The sequence below is a fragment of the Glaciecola sp. G7-5 genome (genome assembly GCF_055808975.1).
Genome location: NZ_CM147892.1, coordinates 3223320 through 3242058, shown reverse-complemented (window position 1 = coordinate 3242058; position 18739 = coordinate 3223320). Strand labels below are relative to the sequence as shown.

General features: G+C 41.2%; 17 protein-coding genes and 1 tRNA gene. 3 read left to right on the top strand and 15 right to left on the bottom strand.

Annotated features, from left to right (window positions below; genetic code table 11):
- Positions 1-74 precede the first annotated feature (74 nt).
- From AC0L6H_RS14250 to AC0L6H_RS14230, 5 genes are all read right to left on the bottom strand, one after another.
- Complete coding sequence (locus AC0L6H_RS14250) at positions 75-380, bottom strand: DUF1244 domain-containing protein (RefSeq protein WP_473389745.1); 306 nt, start codon at positions 378-380, stop codon at positions 75-77.
- Between the two features lie 161 nt (positions 381-541).
- Positions 542-2656, bottom strand: coding sequence for a polyribonucleotide nucleotidyltransferase (pnp, locus tag AC0L6H_RS14245; RefSeq protein ID WP_473389744.1), 2115 nt, complete (start codon positions 2654-2656; stop codon positions 542-544).
- A 121-nt stretch (positions 2657-2777) separates the two neighbouring features.
- Positions 2778-3680, bottom strand: coding sequence for a transcriptional activator NhaR (gene nhaR / locus AC0L6H_RS14240; protein WP_473389742.1), 903 nt, complete (start codon positions 3678-3680; stop codon positions 2778-2780).
- A gap of 270 nt (positions 3681-3950) precedes the next feature.
- On the bottom strand, positions 3951-4844 hold the full coding sequence (locus AC0L6H_RS14235; RefSeq protein WP_473389741.1) for an acyl-CoA desaturase: 894 nt from the start codon (positions 4842-4844) through the stop codon (positions 3951-3953).
- Positions 4831-5820, bottom strand: a complete 990-nt coding sequence (locus AC0L6H_RS14230; protein ID WP_473389740.1) for a hypothetical protein — start codon at positions 5818-5820, stop codon at positions 4831-4833. Before AC0L6H_RS14230 ends, AC0L6H_RS14235 begins: the two co-directional genes overlap by 14 nt.
- Positions 5821-5898: 78 nt before the next feature.
- Here AC0L6H_RS14230 and AC0L6H_RS14225 point away from each other — a divergent pair, with 78 nt between their 5' ends.
- The gene (locus tag AC0L6H_RS14225) at positions 5899-6216 is read left to right on the top strand and encodes a metalloregulator ArsR/SmtB family transcription factor (RefSeq protein WP_473389738.1); all 318 of its coding nucleotides are present in this window, start codon (positions 5899-5901) and stop codon (positions 6214-6216) included.
- Between the two features lie 2 nt (positions 6217-6218).
- On the opposite strand, the gene AC0L6H_RS14220 is transcribed toward AC0L6H_RS14225, so the two are convergent.
- From AC0L6H_RS14220 to ftsH, 9 genes are all read right to left on the bottom strand, one after another.
- Entirely contained in the window at positions 6219-6857 is a 639-nt protein-coding gene (locus AC0L6H_RS14220; protein WP_473389737.1) for an alpha/beta hydrolase family protein, read from the bottom strand.
- Positions 6858-6879: 22 nt separating this feature from the next.
- Entirely contained in the window at positions 6880-7671 is a 792-nt protein-coding gene (locus AC0L6H_RS14215) for a nucleotidyltransferase domain-containing protein (protein WP_473389735.1), read from the bottom strand.
- The gene (locus AC0L6H_RS14210; protein WP_473389734.1) at positions 7649-8581 is read right to left on the bottom strand and encodes a nucleotidyltransferase domain-containing protein; all 933 of its coding nucleotides are present in this window, start codon (positions 8579-8581) and stop codon (positions 7649-7651) included. The genes AC0L6H_RS14215 and AC0L6H_RS14210 overlap by 23 nt, the downstream gene beginning before the upstream one ends.
- Before the next feature lie 332 nt (positions 8582-8913).
- A tRNA-Leu gene (locus tag AC0L6H_RS14205) sits at positions 8914-9000 on the bottom strand.
- A 7-nt stretch (positions 9001-9007) separates the two neighbouring features.
- On the bottom strand, positions 9008-9403 hold the full coding sequence (secG, locus tag AC0L6H_RS14200) for a preprotein translocase subunit SecG (protein WP_473389733.1): 396 nt from the start codon (positions 9401-9403) through the stop codon (positions 9008-9010).
- 10 nt (positions 9404-9413) lie between these two features.
- The gene (tpiA, locus tag AC0L6H_RS14195) at positions 9414-10148 is read right to left on the bottom strand and encodes a triose-phosphate isomerase (protein ID WP_473389731.1); all 735 of its coding nucleotides are present in this window, start codon (positions 10146-10148) and stop codon (positions 9414-9416) included.
- 114 nt (positions 10149-10262) lie between these two features.
- Positions 10263-11603 (bottom strand): phosphoglucosamine mutase, encoded by a 1341-nt coding sequence (gene glmM / locus AC0L6H_RS14190; protein WP_473389730.1) that lies wholly within the window; start codon positions 11601-11603, stop codon positions 10263-10265.
- A 13-nt stretch (positions 11604-11616) separates the two neighbouring features.
- On the bottom strand, positions 11617-12453 hold the full coding sequence (gene folP, locus AC0L6H_RS14185) for a dihydropteroate synthase (protein WP_473394541.1): 837 nt from the start codon (positions 12451-12453) through the stop codon (positions 11617-11619).
- Between the two features lie 160 nt (positions 12454-12613).
- Positions 12614-14536 carry an ATP-dependent zinc metalloprotease FtsH gene (gene ftsH, locus AC0L6H_RS14180; protein WP_473389729.1) on the bottom strand — a complete coding sequence of 641 codons (1923 nt, stop codon included), beginning with the start codon at positions 14534-14536 and terminating at the stop codon, positions 12614-12616.
- A 456-nt stretch (positions 14537-14992) separates the two neighbouring features.
- On the opposite strand from ftsH, the gene yhbY reads away from it, so the two are divergent.
- Both yhbY and AC0L6H_RS14170 read left to right on the top strand, forming a co-directional pair.
- Entirely contained in the window at positions 14993-15289 is a 297-nt protein-coding gene (yhbY, locus tag AC0L6H_RS14175) for a ribosome assembly RNA-binding protein YhbY (RefSeq protein ID WP_473389727.1), read from the top strand.
- A 32-nt stretch (positions 15290-15321) separates the two neighbouring features.
- Positions 15322-16092, top strand: coding sequence for an SDR family NAD(P)-dependent oxidoreductase (locus AC0L6H_RS14170; protein WP_473389726.1), 771 nt, complete (start codon positions 15322-15324; stop codon positions 16090-16092).
- A 4-nt stretch (positions 16093-16096) separates the two neighbouring features.
- Here AC0L6H_RS14170 and AC0L6H_RS14165 read toward each other — a convergent pair whose 3' ends face one another.
- Positions 16097-18517: a Lon protease family protein gene (locus AC0L6H_RS14165; RefSeq protein ID WP_473389725.1), complete on the bottom strand. Its 2421-nt coding sequence runs from the start codon at positions 18515-18517 to the stop codon at positions 16097-16099.
- Positions 18518-18739 lie beyond the last annotated feature (222 nt).

The following is an 18739-nucleotide window of genomic DNA, read 5'->3' as shown; positions in this document are numbered from 1 at the left end:
TCGTATTGAAGCTAAACCGCTTTTTAACATTACTACAGTTTACCCACAAAGCTTACTAAAACCAAAATATTCACCTACTTTTTTTGCTTCTTCGCACTTATCTCTTCAAAGGCACGCATTTGCTCGGGGGTAGCTGGCAGTTGATGATTTTCTTTCCACTGAGAATACGGCATTTTATATATATACTCTCTAGCTTCATCATCGCTTAAAGGAATATTTCGCGCCTTGGCTTCGCTGAGGTACCATTTTGATAAACAATTGCGGCAGAAGTCCGCTAGTATCATCAAATCAATATTTTGAACCTGTTTATTGTTATCTAAATGCGCCAAAAATCTGCGAAACGTCGCTGCTTCAAGTTGAATTTGTTCGTCGTTAGTCATCTTTGTCTCCTTAAAATATAAGTTTATTAACGTTAAACGTTACTAGGAAAATGTTAGTTCAAGTTTAGCTTAACGAATAAAAAAACCGCCTAAAAGAGACGGTTTTTTTGCTACATCGTTTTCATAATCTGGCCAGTTGAATGCCAACTAGCACATTATGATTACTCGCTGTCGCCACTTTCAGGCGCTGCAGGTTTTTCTAATAACTCTTTCATGCTCAAGCGAACGCGGTTTTGACGGTCTATTTCCATCACTTTAACGTCAACTGCTTGGCCTTCTTTTAAGTAGTCAGATACTTTAGCAACACGTTCATGGGCGATCTGAGAAATATGTACTAGGCCTTCTTTGCCCGGTAATACTTCAACGAAGGCACCAAAATCAACAATACGCATGACTTTACCGTGGTAAGTTTTGCCTACTTCAAGTTCAGCAGTCACTTGCTCAATGCGAGCAATTGCTGCATCAGCTTTGGTTTTTTCTGTTGCGAAAATCTTGATAGTACCGTCATCTTCAATCTCGATGTTGGTATCAGTGTCTTCGGTGATTGAACGAATAACCGCACCACCTTTACCAATAACATCGCGAATTTTGTCTGAATTGATCTTAAGTGTATAAATGCGAGGTGCATATTCAGACATTTCTTCACGGTGACCACCAATCGCTTGGTCCATTACGCTTAAGATATGTAAACGAGCTTCTTTAGCTTGTTTAAGCGCTTTTTGCATAATTTCTTGTGTGATACCTTCAATCTTGATATCCATTTGTAAAGCAGTGATACCTTCAGTCGTACCCGCTACTTTAAAGTCCATATCGCCTAAGTGATCTTCGTCGCCTAATATATCAGACAAAACTACGAAGTTATCGTCAGATTTTACTAGGCCCATCGCGATACCAGCAACGGATGCTTTAATAGGAACACCAGCGTCCATTAATGCTAATGAAGTACCACAAACAGAAGCCATTGAAGACGAACCATTTGATTCAGTAATTTCAGATACAACGCGCACTACGTACGGGAAGTCTTCAGCAGAAGGCATAACTGCTTGCATACCGCGTTTAGCCAAACGACCATGACCAATCTCACGACGTTTTGGAGAACCGACAAAGCCAGTTTCACCTACGCTGTATGGAGGGAAATTGTAATGTAACATAAAGCGGCTGTTGCTTAGTCCTGACAAGCCGTCAATCATTTGTGCATCGCGCTCAGTACCCATAGTTGCAACAACTAGGGCTTGCGTTTCTCCACGCGTAAACACAGCAGAACCATGTGCACGTGGAAGTAAACCCGTAGCTACATGCAAACCACGAATGGTTTCAGGGTCGCGACCATCAATACGTTTTTCGCCAGCCAAAATACGCGAACGTACCACGTCACTTTCTATTTCGTGCGCTAACTCAGATACTTCTTTAGCATCAACAGTGTCATCGTTTTCGGTTAACTCTGCAATCGCTTTGGCAGTCACTGCGTCTACGGCATCTTTACGTAACATCTTGTCAGAAATCTGATACGCTTCTGTCATGCCAGCTTCAGCAATGGCTTTAACTTTTTCTTTAAGCTCTACGTTTTGCTCAGGAGCAACCCAGTTCCAAGACTCGGTATTCACTTCTGTTGCGAATTCTTTTATCGCATTAACAACAGTTTGAGACTGTTCGTGTCCGTATACAACCGCACCTAGCATAACTTCTTCAGATAAAATATCTGCTTCAGATTCAACCATAAGTACCGCACTATCGGTGCCGGCAACAACTAAATCTAATTGGCTATCTTCGGTTTCAGAAGTACGTGTGTTAAGTACAAATTCATTGTTAATATAACCAACACGTGCAGCGCCTACAGGGCCATTAAATGGCATGCCTGAAATTGCTAACGCAGCAGACGTTCCGATTAAGGAAATAATATCTGTAGGTATTTCAGGGTTAGCTGAAATAACAGTGATGATAATTTGAACTTCATTTTTAAAACCATCAGGGAATAGTGGTCTTATTGGACGGTCAATCAAACGGGCGATTAAGGTTTCGCTTTCTGAAGGTCTGCCTTCACGTTTAAAGAAGCCACCTGGAATTTTACCAGCAGCATACGTCTTTTCTTGATAGTTAACCGTTAAAGGGAAAAAATCTTGGTCTGCTTTAGCATCTTTTTTACCAACAACAGTAACCAAAACGGTTGTGTCGTCCATGCTTGCCATTACAGCTGCAGTTGCTTGTCTTGCGATTACCCCAGTCTCTAGGGTGACAGTATGTTGACCATACTGGAAAGTTTTAGTAATAGGAGTCACACTCTATCCTTTAAATTGTTTATATACACTTTTTAATTGCGCGCATAGTATATATGGCTAGCGTAGTAATACCAACTCTTTAATGCAGATTTTGTCAATATAAGTGGTTGAAATAGTCAAGTTATTTGAATATTTTATCGCGCGCAGCATCGCAAATTGCGGCGACCGCAGGGTGCGTTACTTTACGTTCCGAGGAAATAGCATAAAACTTTTGCTTCAATGATTCACTGCGCCCCACAACCTCTAGTCCAAAAGCCTGTTTGACTTCTTGCTCAATAATACTCGGCATAAAAAACACACCAAAACCAGCCTGACCGAAGGACTTCATTAATGCGCTATCATCGTATTGTCCGCGGATTGCTGGAAAAATACTGTTATTTGTGCACCATTTGTCAAATGCCTGCCTTATTGCATATTGTTTTGTTGGTAACAACATGGGCGCGTCTTGTAAACATGCTGGAAAATCACCTACCAATCTAGCGGCGACCTGAGGTGCTGCAAAAAATGATAATGTAGATTGTCCCAAATAGTGGTTGTAGGCTTTTATACTAAAAGCGCTGGTAAGTGGCGTATCTGTTAGTACCATGTCTACTTCATGTATGGCTAATTCGCCCAAAATCGCTTCGACTGGGCCTTCTTTGCAGGTCAAACTAATATCTGAGGATACAGAAAGTGCCGGCTCTAGCACCTTGTAAACAATGGTCTTGGGTAAGGCACTGGCTGCACTAACGATAAATTCAGAGCTACCAACCAATGGTGCACCGCGCAAGACATCGCCTAATTCGCGGCCTAATTCAAATATATCGTCAGCATAACGAAGCACTAATCTACCTGTTTCTGTAAGCCGCAGTCTGCGCCCTATCCTGTCAAATAAAGGTTGACCAATACGCGCTTCAAGCATACTAAGTTGGCCACTGATAGTTTGCGGCGTGATAAACAGTTTTTCCGCTGCTCGCGCGATGCTACCTTCGGTCGCAACCACCCAAAAATAATGCAAATGCTTATAGTTAATATTGTCTGACATCAGCGTGTTTCCATACAAAGAATAGGAAGGTTTTTTCGAATATTACTTATACCTATTTTCGAATTTAATTGTTCACTTTAAATTGATGAAACCCGATTTATTGTAGAAAAACCTGATGCATATCAAGTTAAGCACCTCCTCCTTGTCATGTTTGCCACCTCACTGTCATGTTCGCCCCCCGCCATGTCATGTTTGCCACCTCTCCCTGTCATGTTTGCGCAGGCAAACACCTCCCAAAACATCCTTCTACACTAAACTAAACCCCAGAATTTAATAAAGCCTTGTCAACTCTTCTCGCGCAGGCAAATGATGCGGCAACACTAAATTCCAAACAAGCCCGATAGAAGCTAAACCTTTCAATACATACCAGCCAATATCAACCTGCCCTTTTTCTAGCGCCAAGTTTGCAGAGCCAGGAAAAGCGTGATGGTTATTGTGATAACTCTCCCCCATAGTAAGCAATGCAGCAAATGGAACATTGTAACCTTGCACATGGGCGTTTTCGACATGCCAATCGCGAGGTCCATGGTTATGCGCAAAATAACCGACTAACCAATGCCCTATTACAGAAACCGATACCCTTACGCATACTCCCCAAATCACCCAATCGATTCCACCCAATATAAATTGGATAAACGCTAGTGGCAATTGCTGGAGCATCCAAGACGCTTCCATAAATTTATAGATTTTGTCATTACTAACGGATTGTTCAATACTAAAGGATGGTGGGTGGGTGAGTTTGATATCGCAAAAGACCTGCCAAAAGAAGTCTTTCCATATGGGCTTCTTGTGCCCAAAATAGTCGTGACACTCCTCTTGTCGTTGCGCCCAATCGCGCAGGTCATGGGTTTTTATCATACCTATTGGCCCTGCCAATCCGACTATGACACCTAAATGCACAAACAAATATTCAAGCCAAATAGGACATTGATAGCTTTTGTGAATGAGCCGGCGATGCATACCCAAAGAATGTCCTAAACACAGAGATACTGTCGTTGTTACTACAAATACAATTAATGAAGTAGTTGAGAAAGTATACCAACTGCCAATAACAGCAATAAGAAACATACTCCCCATCCAGAGTGTTTTAGATGGCGATATAAGGACTTTGCCGTGCACAGCATTGCTATCTTTATTTGTAACTATACGCTCATTTGAATACACGGCTATCTCCTGAGCTTTCGACAACCACCTTAGGTGTAAACAACTCATCTAACAGCAAACTAGCTGTTTGCCCAATTGCATATTCCTGAAGTGGGCCAAAGTACCAAGCAGGGTCGAGAAAACGATGATAATGAATGGTAAGCGACACCTTTGTGCCGCCGTCTAGTGTTGGAGTAAAGTCGATCTCGGTACCTTTCAAACGCAGGTAATTACCGATATAACTCGTATCTTCCAAGAATGTCGTTCTTATGCACTCCGGCTTAACCTCAGATATTTCTAAAGTCATGTTTCCTTTATGGGTATTAGTAACAAACCAACGATGGTAAATAAAGTCGATTGTGTGCTTGTCACCCGCAACAAGCGTTTCTGCATCAATGCGCGTAGGCATAGGAAAAAGACTTAACAACCAATTACGCTCGACATTCAATTGCATCGGTTGAGTGAGTTGGTGTTTTATAGCTTCAACGGAAGATTCAAGCACTATTTCTTGGGTGACAGAATACTCTCTATTAAAACTAGCACTTGGGATCACGCCTTCAAACGCGCTCATAAATATTAAGACCGGTATTACATGAGCATAGTGCTTACTCTTATCTGCATGATTGAGATATTGCGCTAATAATTGAAACAGATACATCAAAAGAATAATGGCAAAATAGATAGGCATAAACATCAATACACATATAAAGCCTTCAAATAAAACGATAGACGTACCCAACATGACAATAAGAGACCACATGACTATGTGCCCATAATAGCGATGTAAGCTAGGTTTTTCCGGCTTTTCGATAACAAATAGCAAGGCCAAGGCAACTAAAAATGGAATACCCACATATAGTAATGCTGTTCGGTCAAATTCATATGACATGAGCAACCTAATAAGGAGAGACGCTGTGCCTATAACAAGTAAAATTAGAATATTACGACGACGCTTTGTACTCTTTGGAACAATTCCTTTAGATCCTGATTGAGTCATGGTGTTTTCCATAAAGATTGGTTAGTATCACACTACGATAAATTTAGTTAATTAACTATTTAGTTAAATATATAATCAATGAGTAATGTTTTTCAAGCTTTATCTTCACCAGTGCGCCGAAAAATCTTAGCTTTTTTGTCTGAAGCCAGCCTGACTGCTGGCGAAATAGCAGAAAAATTTGAGATGAGTAAGCCCGCTTTGTCGAAGCACTTAGGTATTTTGTCTAATGCTGGCCTTATTGATTCTGTGAAAAAAGGTCAGTTTGTGCATTATTATCTAGTGAAAGAAAACCTATTTGCCAGCATGAATGATTTCTTGGTAGATTTTTGTCCCGAAGGCAAGCCATTAAAGGTTGAGAGCCAGGCTATTGCTAAGAAGCAGAATAAAGCAGATTGAACCTAATTAATCGTTTCTACTAAGATTGCTAGCACTTCTCGTGCAGTGTCTTTTGAATTAGTTTGCAATACAAAATGACTACCTTGCACCGTTTTGTAATTGAGGTGCGTATAAACATCTTTGAAAACATCCACTGCCTTACTTGATACCAACCTATCATTCTCCGCCTGAAGATAGGTCGCTGGAATATCACTTCTGTGTTCGACTTTATTTAGATTACAGAGCTGTTTTATTCTGAATTCTAACAAGTCTAGTGAAACGTCTGCCATAGCTCGTTCGAAAAGCCTCATCAAATATTGCGAGCTATACTTACCAAATAGAACCTGCATCACGATAGACTTTGGATATAAAGTATAATCTAGCATCGCTTTTGGCACTAGATTACCAAATTTTGCCAATATGGAAGGTGGCTCTAAAAAGCTCGCTGCAAAAACAATATGCTTGATAGATTCAGGCGCTAGCTTACCTAGTTCGTGTGCTACTAGACCCGAATAAGATTCCGCGACAATTATTGTGTTGTTCTTTACTTGCCCTAATAAAGCACTTGCCTGCTCTTCAAAACTGACATCTGTTTCTTGAACAAGAGTAGCGACTTGTATATCTATTGAATTGGGAAAAGCTTTTACAAATGGCTCAAACAATACTCCAGTACCTCAGGCTGCATTATTGATTACTACTGTTATAAAGAAATGAACTAAAGTCTTTGTTTGAAATAAATCGATTTTCTTTAGAGTTTAACTGCTGGCCCTCTTCTAGCGATTCATACATTTCAGTAAATACTCGATAGACATTGGATGGAACTTGCAAAGTAGATGCTTCCGACTCACTCGCCTTCTGCACAACTAGTGATTCAATACTAAGGAAAATAGATCTGTCCAACACAAGTTCAGCAACCAGTTCGGAGAAAAGGATACTCGGCATTGTACCTTTTACTAAAATCCATTTAGCACTTAAAGTAGCCCTCGCAAAATAGAAAAACCTTTTAAGTTTCTTGGTTTCAGAAGATTGGATATCTGTGAAAACTTTTTTAGCCATTGAGCGATAATGATGGTAAGCGTTAATTGGGTTGAATGCGCTACTCACCAAGTCGAATAATTCATTAAAGCGGCTTGATTGCTTGTAAATAATTGGAGAGTTCATCCATTCTTGAATAACAGCATTTCCTTTGTTCGCCAGTCTAAGTGACTTGCGAAGATCCCAACCTGCAATATCCAATTCGTCGCTAATTGGAATTTCTATCACATCTTTTTCTTCAACCAGTTGAAGATACCAATCAGTAGCATGTGCATAGACAAACCTGACATCATAATCGCTATCTGGAGAAGGAAAACCCCATGCACGACTTCCACTTTCTATTGCCTGAATAATAACTACATTATGTTCAGTTTCGATTTGCGCAAGATATCGTTGAATTTCTAAAAAAACTTCATTATCAATTCTGGGGTCTGTTTTCATAATCGTTTAAAATCTCACTAATTTTATTTAACGCAATATCTGCTTTGGTATCTTGGTGAACTAGATTGCTCAGAGAACCAAAGTGCTGTTCCAAGCAATCTACTAAAAGTCGTCGAACGGCATCAACATTTGGTGTATCAGGCAATTTACTATTTATGTAAAATGACTCCAAATCAGCTTCTTTTCTCTCAAAGTAAGATTCTAGCTTCTCTAGTGACCATTCACCGCGTCGAATGGCTTTTAACTGTTCAGCGTTTTTAGTCAGATCAAGCGTTTGCTCAATCAGTAATTGTTCTACCTCATTTAATAAGCGGACAACATGGTATGCAAATTTAACATCATAACCAAACTCATCAACTAATAGCTTACGTTTACCCTCAGGCTGTTTAGTCCGTATTTTATGCATTTGGCCGTAAGCATAGCCTTTAAACTTTGCCCAACACCCTTTGTGTAAAAACAACTTACGGTTATTCCTAATATGCTCACCAATGGGTGTAGAGTAAAGTACACAGTTATCAGCGACATAAAGACTGTCTATAATATTGGGGTTATTTTCCATTAATAATCGAAAATACTTCACAATAGAGTAGATGGTCATATCGTAAACCCTACCTTTGCCACCTAGGGCTGATTCATCTTTTATATGGTGTTTTTGAAATTGTGAGAATTTAATCTCATAATCATCAAAGCCCAGAATTTCTCCGCGTAAGCTAGGAAAAACAATGTCTTTAGGTGGTATAGTAAAACCATAGATATCCATATCAGAACTATCATTGCTCACGCCATAGGCTATAGATCCCATAACAACCTCATATTGAACTCCCTCTAACACGTGAGTAGGAAGATCAGGCAACAAACCAGAATTAACGAGCTTATGACATGTGCTTTTATTGTTTTTGGTGTTTGACATAGTTACTACTAAAATTTGGACATAACAAAAGCGTAACATCAAATAAAGGTAATTCAATCATTTATGTTTAGTGCTAATTTTTTGTGGTGCAGCATTGTATTCGTTCTCGATAGTGTTTTGCGGTGGGATAACTCGGCTAGTGAGCACAATTTGAGCTGGTTTGAGTTTTGATGCTTGGGGGTTGTTTTGGGAGGTCTTTGCCTGCGCAAAGATGACGGTGTAGTGCAATGCGTGACGGTGTGATTTAAAAAAATAAAAAAGGGGTCAGTGTTACTTTGCAATAAATAGATTGCAAAGTAACACTGACCCCTTTTTTAGACCCCTTTTTTAATTGGTGCGGAAAGCGGGACTTGAACCCGCACGGCCGTTAGGCCACCAGCCCCTCAAGCTGGCGTGTCTACCAATTCCACCACTTCCGCGTATTCGTTAAGGTTTGTCTTCTGGCTTTGGAGCGTCTTCGCTTGCTTCTTCTACTGCTTGTGTCGCGTCATCCACAACAACAGGGAATTCACTTTCATCTGAAGCTGCTGGTAATTGCTCAGTGACTACTGGGTCTATGGTTTGAAACTCATCTACCGCTTCGGTTTTACTTGCTGTGATACCACCAATGATTAGGCTGATGGTAAAGAACAAAGTAGCTAAAATCGCAGTGGTTCTGGTCATGAAGTTGCCTGAACCGCTCGAGCCAAATATTGTATTTGACCCGCCAGCACCAAAAGATGCGCCCATATCTGCGCCTTTACCTTGTTGCAATAAAACGAAACCAATTAACAATATAGCCACTATCAAATAGGCGACTAACAATACTTCATATAATACCATAACTTTCCCTTTATTTTGCCGCGTTACAAATGGCGGTAAAATCGTTTATTTTTAAGCTGGCGCCACCAATTAGGCCACCATCAATATCTGGTTTCGAGAACAACGCTTCTGCGTTACTCGCATTAACGCTTCCACCGTATAACAAACGGGTAGAAACGGCATTTTCGTTCCACTTTACTATTTCAGAACGAATAAATTCGTGTACTTCTTGCGCTTGCTCTGGTGAAGCGGTCTTTCCGGTTCCTATTGCCCATATAGGCTCATAAGCTATCACGCAATTATCTAAAAATGCACTTCCACAAACGGTATGAACTGCATTTAACTGGTCGTAAACAAAACCATTCACGTTGCCAGCTTCTCTTACTTCCAGCGGCTCACCTACACATAGTATGGGCGTTAAACCTGCTTTCAATATTGTCTGCACTTTTTGTGCTACAACAAGGTTGCTTTCGCTGTGATCTTGCCGTCTTTCTGAGTGACCAACGATTACGTATTCAACACCTAACTCTGTCAACATACCTACCGCTATATCACCGGTGTGAGCACCTGATTCGAACTGGCTACAGTCTTGGGCACCTAAAATATAATCACCCTTACCTGCCGCTGATAGGTATGGCGATGGAACACACAACACAGTGTCTAGGCCAGAGGAAACGGTTAGACCTTCTATAAAGGTTTTAAGAAGGGCCAAAGAGCCATTCATCTTCCAATTACCCGCTACCATGGGCTTGCGCGAATTATTCATATTTTATTCCCTGTGTGTAAACAAAACGAATTTAGTCACCACCAATAAAAGCGGCGCTGATATTAACTAACCGAGGCACATTATACAAGTGACAAAGCGACAAAAAAGCCTAAATTACCCGGCTTTTTTTACTTCTTCAGTAATGTACTGCGCCCATTTGTTCGAATCTTCTTCAGATTCAGCTTCTACCATTACACGAATCAGTGGTTCTGTCCCACTTTTTCTTAATAAAACACGGCCAGTCTCGCCCATTGCTTTCTCTGCCTTTTTAACCGAATTAATGACTTTAGGGTTAAGCAAAGGGTCAACGCCTTTGTCTTTAAATTTCACGTTGATTAGCTTTTGCGGAAATTTGGTAAAACCGGAGTTAAGTGCACTTAAGGTCATATTTGCACGTAACATTGCAGCAATAACCTGCAAGCCTGCAACAATACCATCACCTGTTGATGCGTAATTAAGATTTAACACATGCCCAGAATTTTCGCCGCCAATGCACCAATCTTTCTTCATTAGCAATTCCATCACGTAGCGATCACCAACGTCGGCTCTTTCAAACGGAATACCTAATTTTTCTAGCGCGACTTCCATGCCAAGATTAGACATTTTTGTACCCACTACGCCACCACTTAATTTGCCTGCACGCAACGCGTCACGGGCAATAATATAAATGATCTGGTCGCCATCAATGACTTCACCATCTTCGTCAACTAACATGATACGATCGCCATCACCGTCAAGCGCAAAGCCTATATCCGCCTTGTGTTTTTTTACTGCGTCTATGGTTGCGCGTAAGGAGGTAGCCCCTACTTTGTGGTTGATGTTTAAACCATCAGGTGCCGTACCTATTTCTATAACATTTGCGCCTAGCTCGCGCAGCACATCGGGCGCAATATGATAAGTAGCACCGTGTGCACAATCGACCACTATTTTTAGTCCCGATAACGACAAGTCAGATGGGAATGTACCTTTACAAAATTCGATGTAACGACCTGCAGCGTCTTTGATTCGAGTCGCTTTTCCGAGTTTGTCAGATTCAACGCAAGTCATCTGTTCTTGCATTTGCGCTTCAATCGCAAGCTCAATGTCGTCGTCTAGTTTATGTCCTGTAGATGAGAAAAACTTAATGCCATTATCATAATAGGGATTGTGCGACGCTGAAATAACGATCCCTGCTTCAGAGCGAAAGGTTTTGGTTAGATAAGCAATTGCAGGCGTTGGCATTGGACCTAGCAGACCTATATTGATGCCCGCGGCAGATAAACCAGCTTCAAGAGCTGACTCAAGCATGTAACCACTTATTCGCGTATCTTTACCAATGAGTACTTTATTTGTCCCCCGGCCAGCAAGTACTTTTCCTGCTGCCCACCCCAATTTAGTAACAAACTCTGGGTTGATGACGCTTTCACCTACTCTTCCACGGATCCCATCGGTTCCAAAATATTGTCTTTTTGTCATGAATAGTCCTTCTCTATTTTACACTATTAGTCTTATCGACAATTTTTACTGCATCCATAGTTTCTTCTACATCATGCACACGCAAAATACTAGCGCCTGACATTGCGGCAATCGTATTTGCTGCGATATCACCATATAAACGTTTGTCGACGTCCTTGCTTAATAAATTACCAATCATAGATTTACGTGACATTCCCGCTAACACAGGCATGTCAAATTGGGTAAATTGTATGAATGATTTTAGTAACTGATAATTATGATCAAGTGTTTTTCCAAAGCCAAAGCCTGGGTCTAGCATTATTTGGTTGTAATTAAATCCAGCGTTAATTAAACGGTCAATTTGAGCACTAAAAAAGGCCACTACTTCATCGACCACAGAATTATAAGTTGGTGCATCCTGCATTGTTTGTGGTGAACCCTGCATATGCATTATACAAGTGGGTATCTTTTTTTCTTTGGCCAAGGTTGCCGCAGTCTCAAGTGCATTTGGAAGTTGCAAAGCGCGTACATCGTTGATTAATCTAGCGCCAGCGCTGACGGCCTCAACCATAACCTGCGGTTTACTGGTATCAATAGATACAATGACATCTAATTCTTTATCAATCGCTTCGATGACAGGAATTACGCGCGAAAGCTCTTCATCAAGACTAACTTCTGTTGCACCTGGGCGCGTTGACTCGCCACCCACGTCAATGAAGGTCGCACCATGCTTAACCATATTTTGCGCTTGCGCGAGTGCCTTAGTAAGCGTAGAGAACTTACCGCCGTCTGAAAAAGAATCAGGGGTGACGTTGAGGATCCCCATCACTTTGGGGCTGTTAAAGATAACTGTACGATCCTTAAACAACATCATAAACGCTTCCAACACCAGTTAATAATAGGGGGCGAGATTATACCTGATAGGATAAAAAAATAAGTATTAATCCAACTTGGCAGCCAATGTTGCTAATTAAAATAAAAAAACACCGGCCTAAACCGGTGTTTTTATTTGCCTACTTAATGACAAGTATTTATGTCACGTTACTGGTTTCGCCATCATCAGCTTTCTTGTCATCTTTACCGACATCGATTGACGAACCATCTGTTGGTGGCTTATCAGAATCGATTTTGTCGTTTTTATCCCAATCTGCTGGTTGACGAACTTCACGCCTAGCCATTAAGTCATCAATCTGTCTTGCATCGATAGTCTCATATTTCATTAGAGCGTCTTTCATTGCGTGCAAGATATCGATATTGTCACGCAATATCTTTTCGGCTCGTTGATAGTTTCTATCGATAATATCTTTTACTTCAGCGTCAATGATTCTCGCGGTTTCATCCGACATGCTGCCTTTCGGCTTGCCTGAAAACGGATCAGCATCTTCATCAACATAAAGCTGGGCGCCAAGTTTAGAAGAAAGTCCCCACTGAGTTACCATCTTCTTAGCAATTTCGGTTGCCCGTTCAATATCATTGGACGCTCCCGTCGTTACCATGTCTTCGCCATAAATAATCTCTTCGGCTAAGCGACCACCGTATAGGCTTGAAATCATACATTCAAGATGACGCTTGTTATAGCTTACACGATCCTGTTCTGGCAAATACATGGTCACCCCAAGTGCTCTACCGCGCGGTATGATTGACACTTTATAAACAGGGTCATGCTCAGGTACAACACGGCCAACAATAGCGTGCCCTGCTTCATGATAGGCCGTCATGGTTTTTTCTTCTTCCGTCATGACCATGCTCTTACGTTCCGAGCCCATCATGATTTTATCTTTGGCCTTATCAAACTCTTCTTGAGAGACTACGCGTCTGTTCGTACGTGCTGCAAATAAAGCGGCCTCGTTAACAAGGTTGGCTAGATCAGCACCTGAAAAGCCTGGTGTTCCCCGCGCAATAACCGATGCTTCAACATCGTCTGCCAACGGAACTTTACGCATGTGGACTTTTAGAATTTGTTCACGGCCTCTGATGTCTGGTAAACCAACCGTTACTTGACGGTCAAATCTTCCTGGACGAAGTAGTGCGGGGTCAAGGACGTCAGGGCGGTTAGTCGCCGCAATAACAATAATTCCTTCGTGCCCTTCAAAACCATCCATTTCCACAAGCATTTGGTTAAGTGTTTGCTCACGTTCGTCGTTGCCGCCACCCATGCCTGCGCCACGCTTACGACCAACGGCATCAATTTCATCAATAAAGATAATACAAGGCGATGACTTTTTCGCTTGCTCAAACATGTCTCTTACGCGAGAGGCACCTACACCAACAAACATTTCCACAAAGTCAGATCCTGAAATGGTGAAAAACGGCACTTTCGCCTCGCCTGCTATGGCTTTTGCCAACAGCGTTTTACCTGTTCCCGGTGGGCCTACCATTAGTACACCCTTTGGAATTTTCCCACCTAACTTTTGAAACTTGGTCGGATCTCGTAAAAAGTCTACTAGTTCTGAAACATCTTCTTTAGCTTCATCACAACCAGCAACATCAGCAAAGGTAGTTTTTATTTGGTCTTCACTCAGTAAGCGCGCCTTGCTCTTACCAAAGGACATTGCCCCACGGCCACCGCCGCCCTGCATTTGTCGCATGAAAAATATCCATACACCAATAAGAAGTAACATCGGGAACCAATTAATAAAAATCGTTGCTAACAGCGAACGCTCTTCCGGTTCTTTTCCGTATGCTCTCACCTCTTTTGCCAGCAACGAATCTATGAGTTTTTCGTCATAAACGGGCATGTAGGTAGTAAAAGTGTCGTTGTTGCGAAGCTTACCGGTAATTTTGGAGCCATCCACTAGCACCTCGGTAACGTTGCCGTCTTCAACATCTTTTAGAAAAGAAATATAGTCCTTTTGTGCTTGCGGCGCTGTTTGGCTATTAAAGCCTTGAAACACCATCATTAACACAACTGCAATGACTAACCATAATATGAGATTTTTTGCCATGTCGCTCAACGCAATGACCCTCTAAAATAAAAATAAAAAATAGTTTGTTGCCTTTAACGAACAACATTTGTTAAGACTACTATACTTTATAGCCTGTTACTACCAGCCAAATGTAGCAAAATTATGAAGAACGAACTTCTTGTCTTATCAAATAAACAAACATAACGCCCTGTTTAAACTCAGAATTACCTATTATTAACGCAAAGCGATTTGTTAATATTCATGACAAGTTTGATTGTCCTACATACTTTCTTACATTAATATTTAATTACGTTAATTAACGAGATCTTGTTCAATACTCTGATAAAGAATTTTAAAGCACAGTAAATCCCCACTAAAATGCCTTGCTCACTTGTAAAAATATTATCTATATATCACTTCACTGTTCGCAATAAAGTATAAGTGTAGGTAGAATAATGAAATTCAAGTGTAAATAATGCATTAATACAGGCAAGCAACGAAAACATGATACTTACAAACAAACAAAAGCAATTTCTAAAAGGCTTAGCACATCCGTTAAAACCGGTCGTGCAATTAGGTGGCAATGGCTTGACAGAAGGCGTTATAGCTGAAATAGAAAATGCCTTGGGTCACCATGAACTCATTAAAGTCAAGGTACCTAGTGATGACCGAGAGGAAAAAGCGCTCATTATGGATGCAATAGTTGGAGAAACAAAATCCGTAAAAGTTCAATCTATCGGTCATGTTTTGGTGATTTACAAAGCAAGTAAAGAACCCATCATAAAATTGCCCAAAAAATAAGTTTTTTTAATCAACCAGCAGATAGGATATTTATGCCCACATCACCCTCTTTCGCAATCGTCACTGGTGCGTGTTCTGGTTTAGGACATGCAACCGCCACTGCGCTTATTGAAGCGGGTTGGCAAGTCTGTATCTTTGATTTAAATAAAGATAATGGCAATGATATCGCTGAGGCCTTAAGTAAAGACAGATGTTATTTTGAACACGTCGACGTTACCTCCAGCGAAAGCGTGGAACGTGCCTTACTTAAGTATCAAGACAAAGAAATCAGTTTGTTGGTAAATTGTGCAGGGGTAGCTCCGGCAAAACGCACGCTCAACCGCGAAGGTGAAGCTATGCCTCTGGGGGATTTTTCAAAAGTAATTGAAATCAATCTAGTTGGTTCCTTCAACGTAGCACGATTAGTTGCCCAAGCCATGGCTAAAAATACGCCAATTAACGCTGACCACGGTAGAGGCCTAATTATTAATACCGCTTCAGTAGCGGGATATGAAGGTCAAATTGGCCAAACCGCCTATGCAGCCAGTAAAGCAGGTCTAATTGGTTTAAGTTTACCAATGGCCAGAGATTTAGCGCCTGTAGGAATTCGTGTCAACACTATCGCACCGGGCATAATGGGTACCCCTATGCTTTTGGCTATGCCTGAAAATGTACAAACCGCGTTGGCAAGCAACGTTCAGCACCCTAAGCGTTTAGGGTTGCCAGAAGAGTTTGCTAAATTAGTGCTGCATATTGCAGACAACAATTATATTAACGGTGAAACTATTCGCTTAGATGGCGGCTTGCGGATGCCGCCAAAGTAGCCTGTTATTCTTCGTGTGCGCCATTGACCACGTTTGAAATAGCAAATAAGCGCGAAATAGCAACGTGATGAACAGTATTTTTAGGATAGCTTCCGCGGGCGTTTAACTCGCCTGCGCTGTGACCCATGGTAATGCATATCGCTTGATCTACATCACTAACAGCATAGACCGAAAACAGACCGTCATTGACCGCTTGCTTTACCTCATCACTGAGCATCAAATTGACGTGGTTGGATTGCGGAATAATTACGCCTTGCTCGCCGGTTAAGCCACGCTTAGCACAAAGTGTAAAATAGCCTTCGATTTTTTCGTTAATCCCGCCTACCGCCTGCACCTCACCTAACTGGTTAATGGAACCAGTAATCGCAATCCCCTGCTGTAAAGGTATGTCGGTTAGTGATGAAATAAGCGCAATGAGTTCGGCTAAAGACGCACTATCGCCATCGATATAGCCATAAGATTGTTCCAACGCAATATTGGCACTTAAGGTTAGTGGAAAAGATTTTGCGTATTTATTGCCCAAGTAGCCAGTTAATAACAAAACTCCTTTTGAATGAATCGACTGACCTAAATCGACTTCCCTTTCGATATCAACCACTCCACTTGAACCAGCATAAACAGTTGCCGTCACGCGCGCTGGAGTACCAAAAACTGTATCACCAATTTCAAGCACAGTTAAACCGTTAATTGTGCCGACTGCCTTTCCTTGCGTACTAATGAGTACGTGACCTTCTTCAATATCGAGTAAAAAAGAATCACTTACGCGTCCCGAACGGTGTTTTTTTGCGTCAAGAGCCGATTGTATATGCTGTTTTTGTACGACAGTGTCGCCAATTTGCTGACAAAAATATTTCGCTTCGTTGAGCAGTTCAATGACCTCGGCAAATTTTGCACTTAATTTACTTTGGTGCTCAGCTTTACGAAGGCTATAGCGAATCAGCATAGCTATCGCATCGTTGCTGATCCCATCTAAGCCTATCTTGCCTGCTTGCTCTGAAACACGGGCAACAAAATGGTTTATATGCGTTTGATTCAGGTCTATTTCATGATCAAAGTCGACTAATACCCGCACCAATTCTGAAAACTCAGGGTCATATTCTTGTAGGGTATAGTATAAATCTCTTGAGCCAAGCAATATGACCTTAACCTGCAAGGGAATTGCTTCAGGTGTTTGTGTAATATTATTGACCATCCCTACATCTTGATGTGGTAATTCCAACCTTATCTGACCAAATTTTAACGCTAGTTTTAATGACTCCCATACATGAGGATGATCAAGCACTTTATCGGCATCTAAAATTAAATAACCTGAGTTAGCCTTGTGCAGTGCACCTGCGGTAATCATCCTATAATTGGTATAAACGCTGCCTTGTACACTTGTATATTCTATTTTACCGAATAGATTCTGATAGCTTGGATTAGGTTCGTAAACCACGGGCGCACTATCGTTTGGTTTATTGGCCACAAGGACATTGGGTAGATAGGTATCAATAAAAAGCGCGCGTTTATCATAGTCGTCGCTTTTGTCTTCTTTCTCATCAATAGACAGTGTCTCGATTACCATATCGATTAAATGATGTTTTAGCTGTCTGAAATATTTTAGGATCGCTATATTATGTGCATATTTGCGTTCAAGTTCTTTAAGTAAAGGGCGAATCCCCTGTTCTACGGTTTCCTGCTGCAGTACCTTCTTTTGTTCTGCGCTTTCTCGTTGCCATATGGGCAGTTCGAGTAATGCTTCACTTAAGTGAACTTCTAATTCGTCAATAATAGCGTAAAAATGCTGCCGGTCGATGTCTGTTTTGCTTGTAAATTCGCCATCATTCAACGGTTTTCCGTCTACGATAAGAGCAAAGCTGATACTATTACCGTCTTCTATGAGTGCGACGCTCTTTTCAAGTGCTAACTTTTCAACCTGATCGATCGCACTATCATATTTTTGGTCAAAATGTCGCGTTATAGCGGCTTGTTTACGCTGGAACCCCGGGTTTTCGAATACCGCTGGAAATGTGGCCAATATTTCATCGATTAGGACTTCTATGTCATCAAGCAGTTGTTTGCTGTCTCCGGCAGGCAAAGACAGGGCTATTGGCTCACGTTCGGCTTCAAGATTATTCAAATAACACCAATCTAAAAGCGGATAACTTTGGCTTTTTTGCGCCTTTATATATTCAGTTACAAGGGTATAACGACCGCTAGCCTGTTCACCCATCACATATAAATTATAGCCTTGAACGTCAATACCAAGACCAAAAGAGAGCGCATTTTTGGCACGTTCTTGGCCAATGAGTGAAGTGCTTTTTGTGTCTTCGGCAAGCGCTTGAGAAATCATCGAAGACGAGATTTCAACATCAAGTTGATGGGCTGATAAAGCAAGTTTCTTCCGCGCAACGGCGTTCATTTCAGCAGGAGTTAAGACGGTCACAGTGTATTTGTTATCCTAAGATGGTTTGACTAATTTTGTTATATTTGTTTCTGCAATAGTGTACAGGATTTTTGTCTTCGTCACAGAAGCAAAAATCAATCTCTTGCTGATTGAGAATAAATATCAATTTTTTCTACACTTTAACCAACTAACGTCTTGTCCACCGCTAGTATTACAGGCTATTCTATAGGGCTTTACTATAATCAAATAAACACTAGAGAA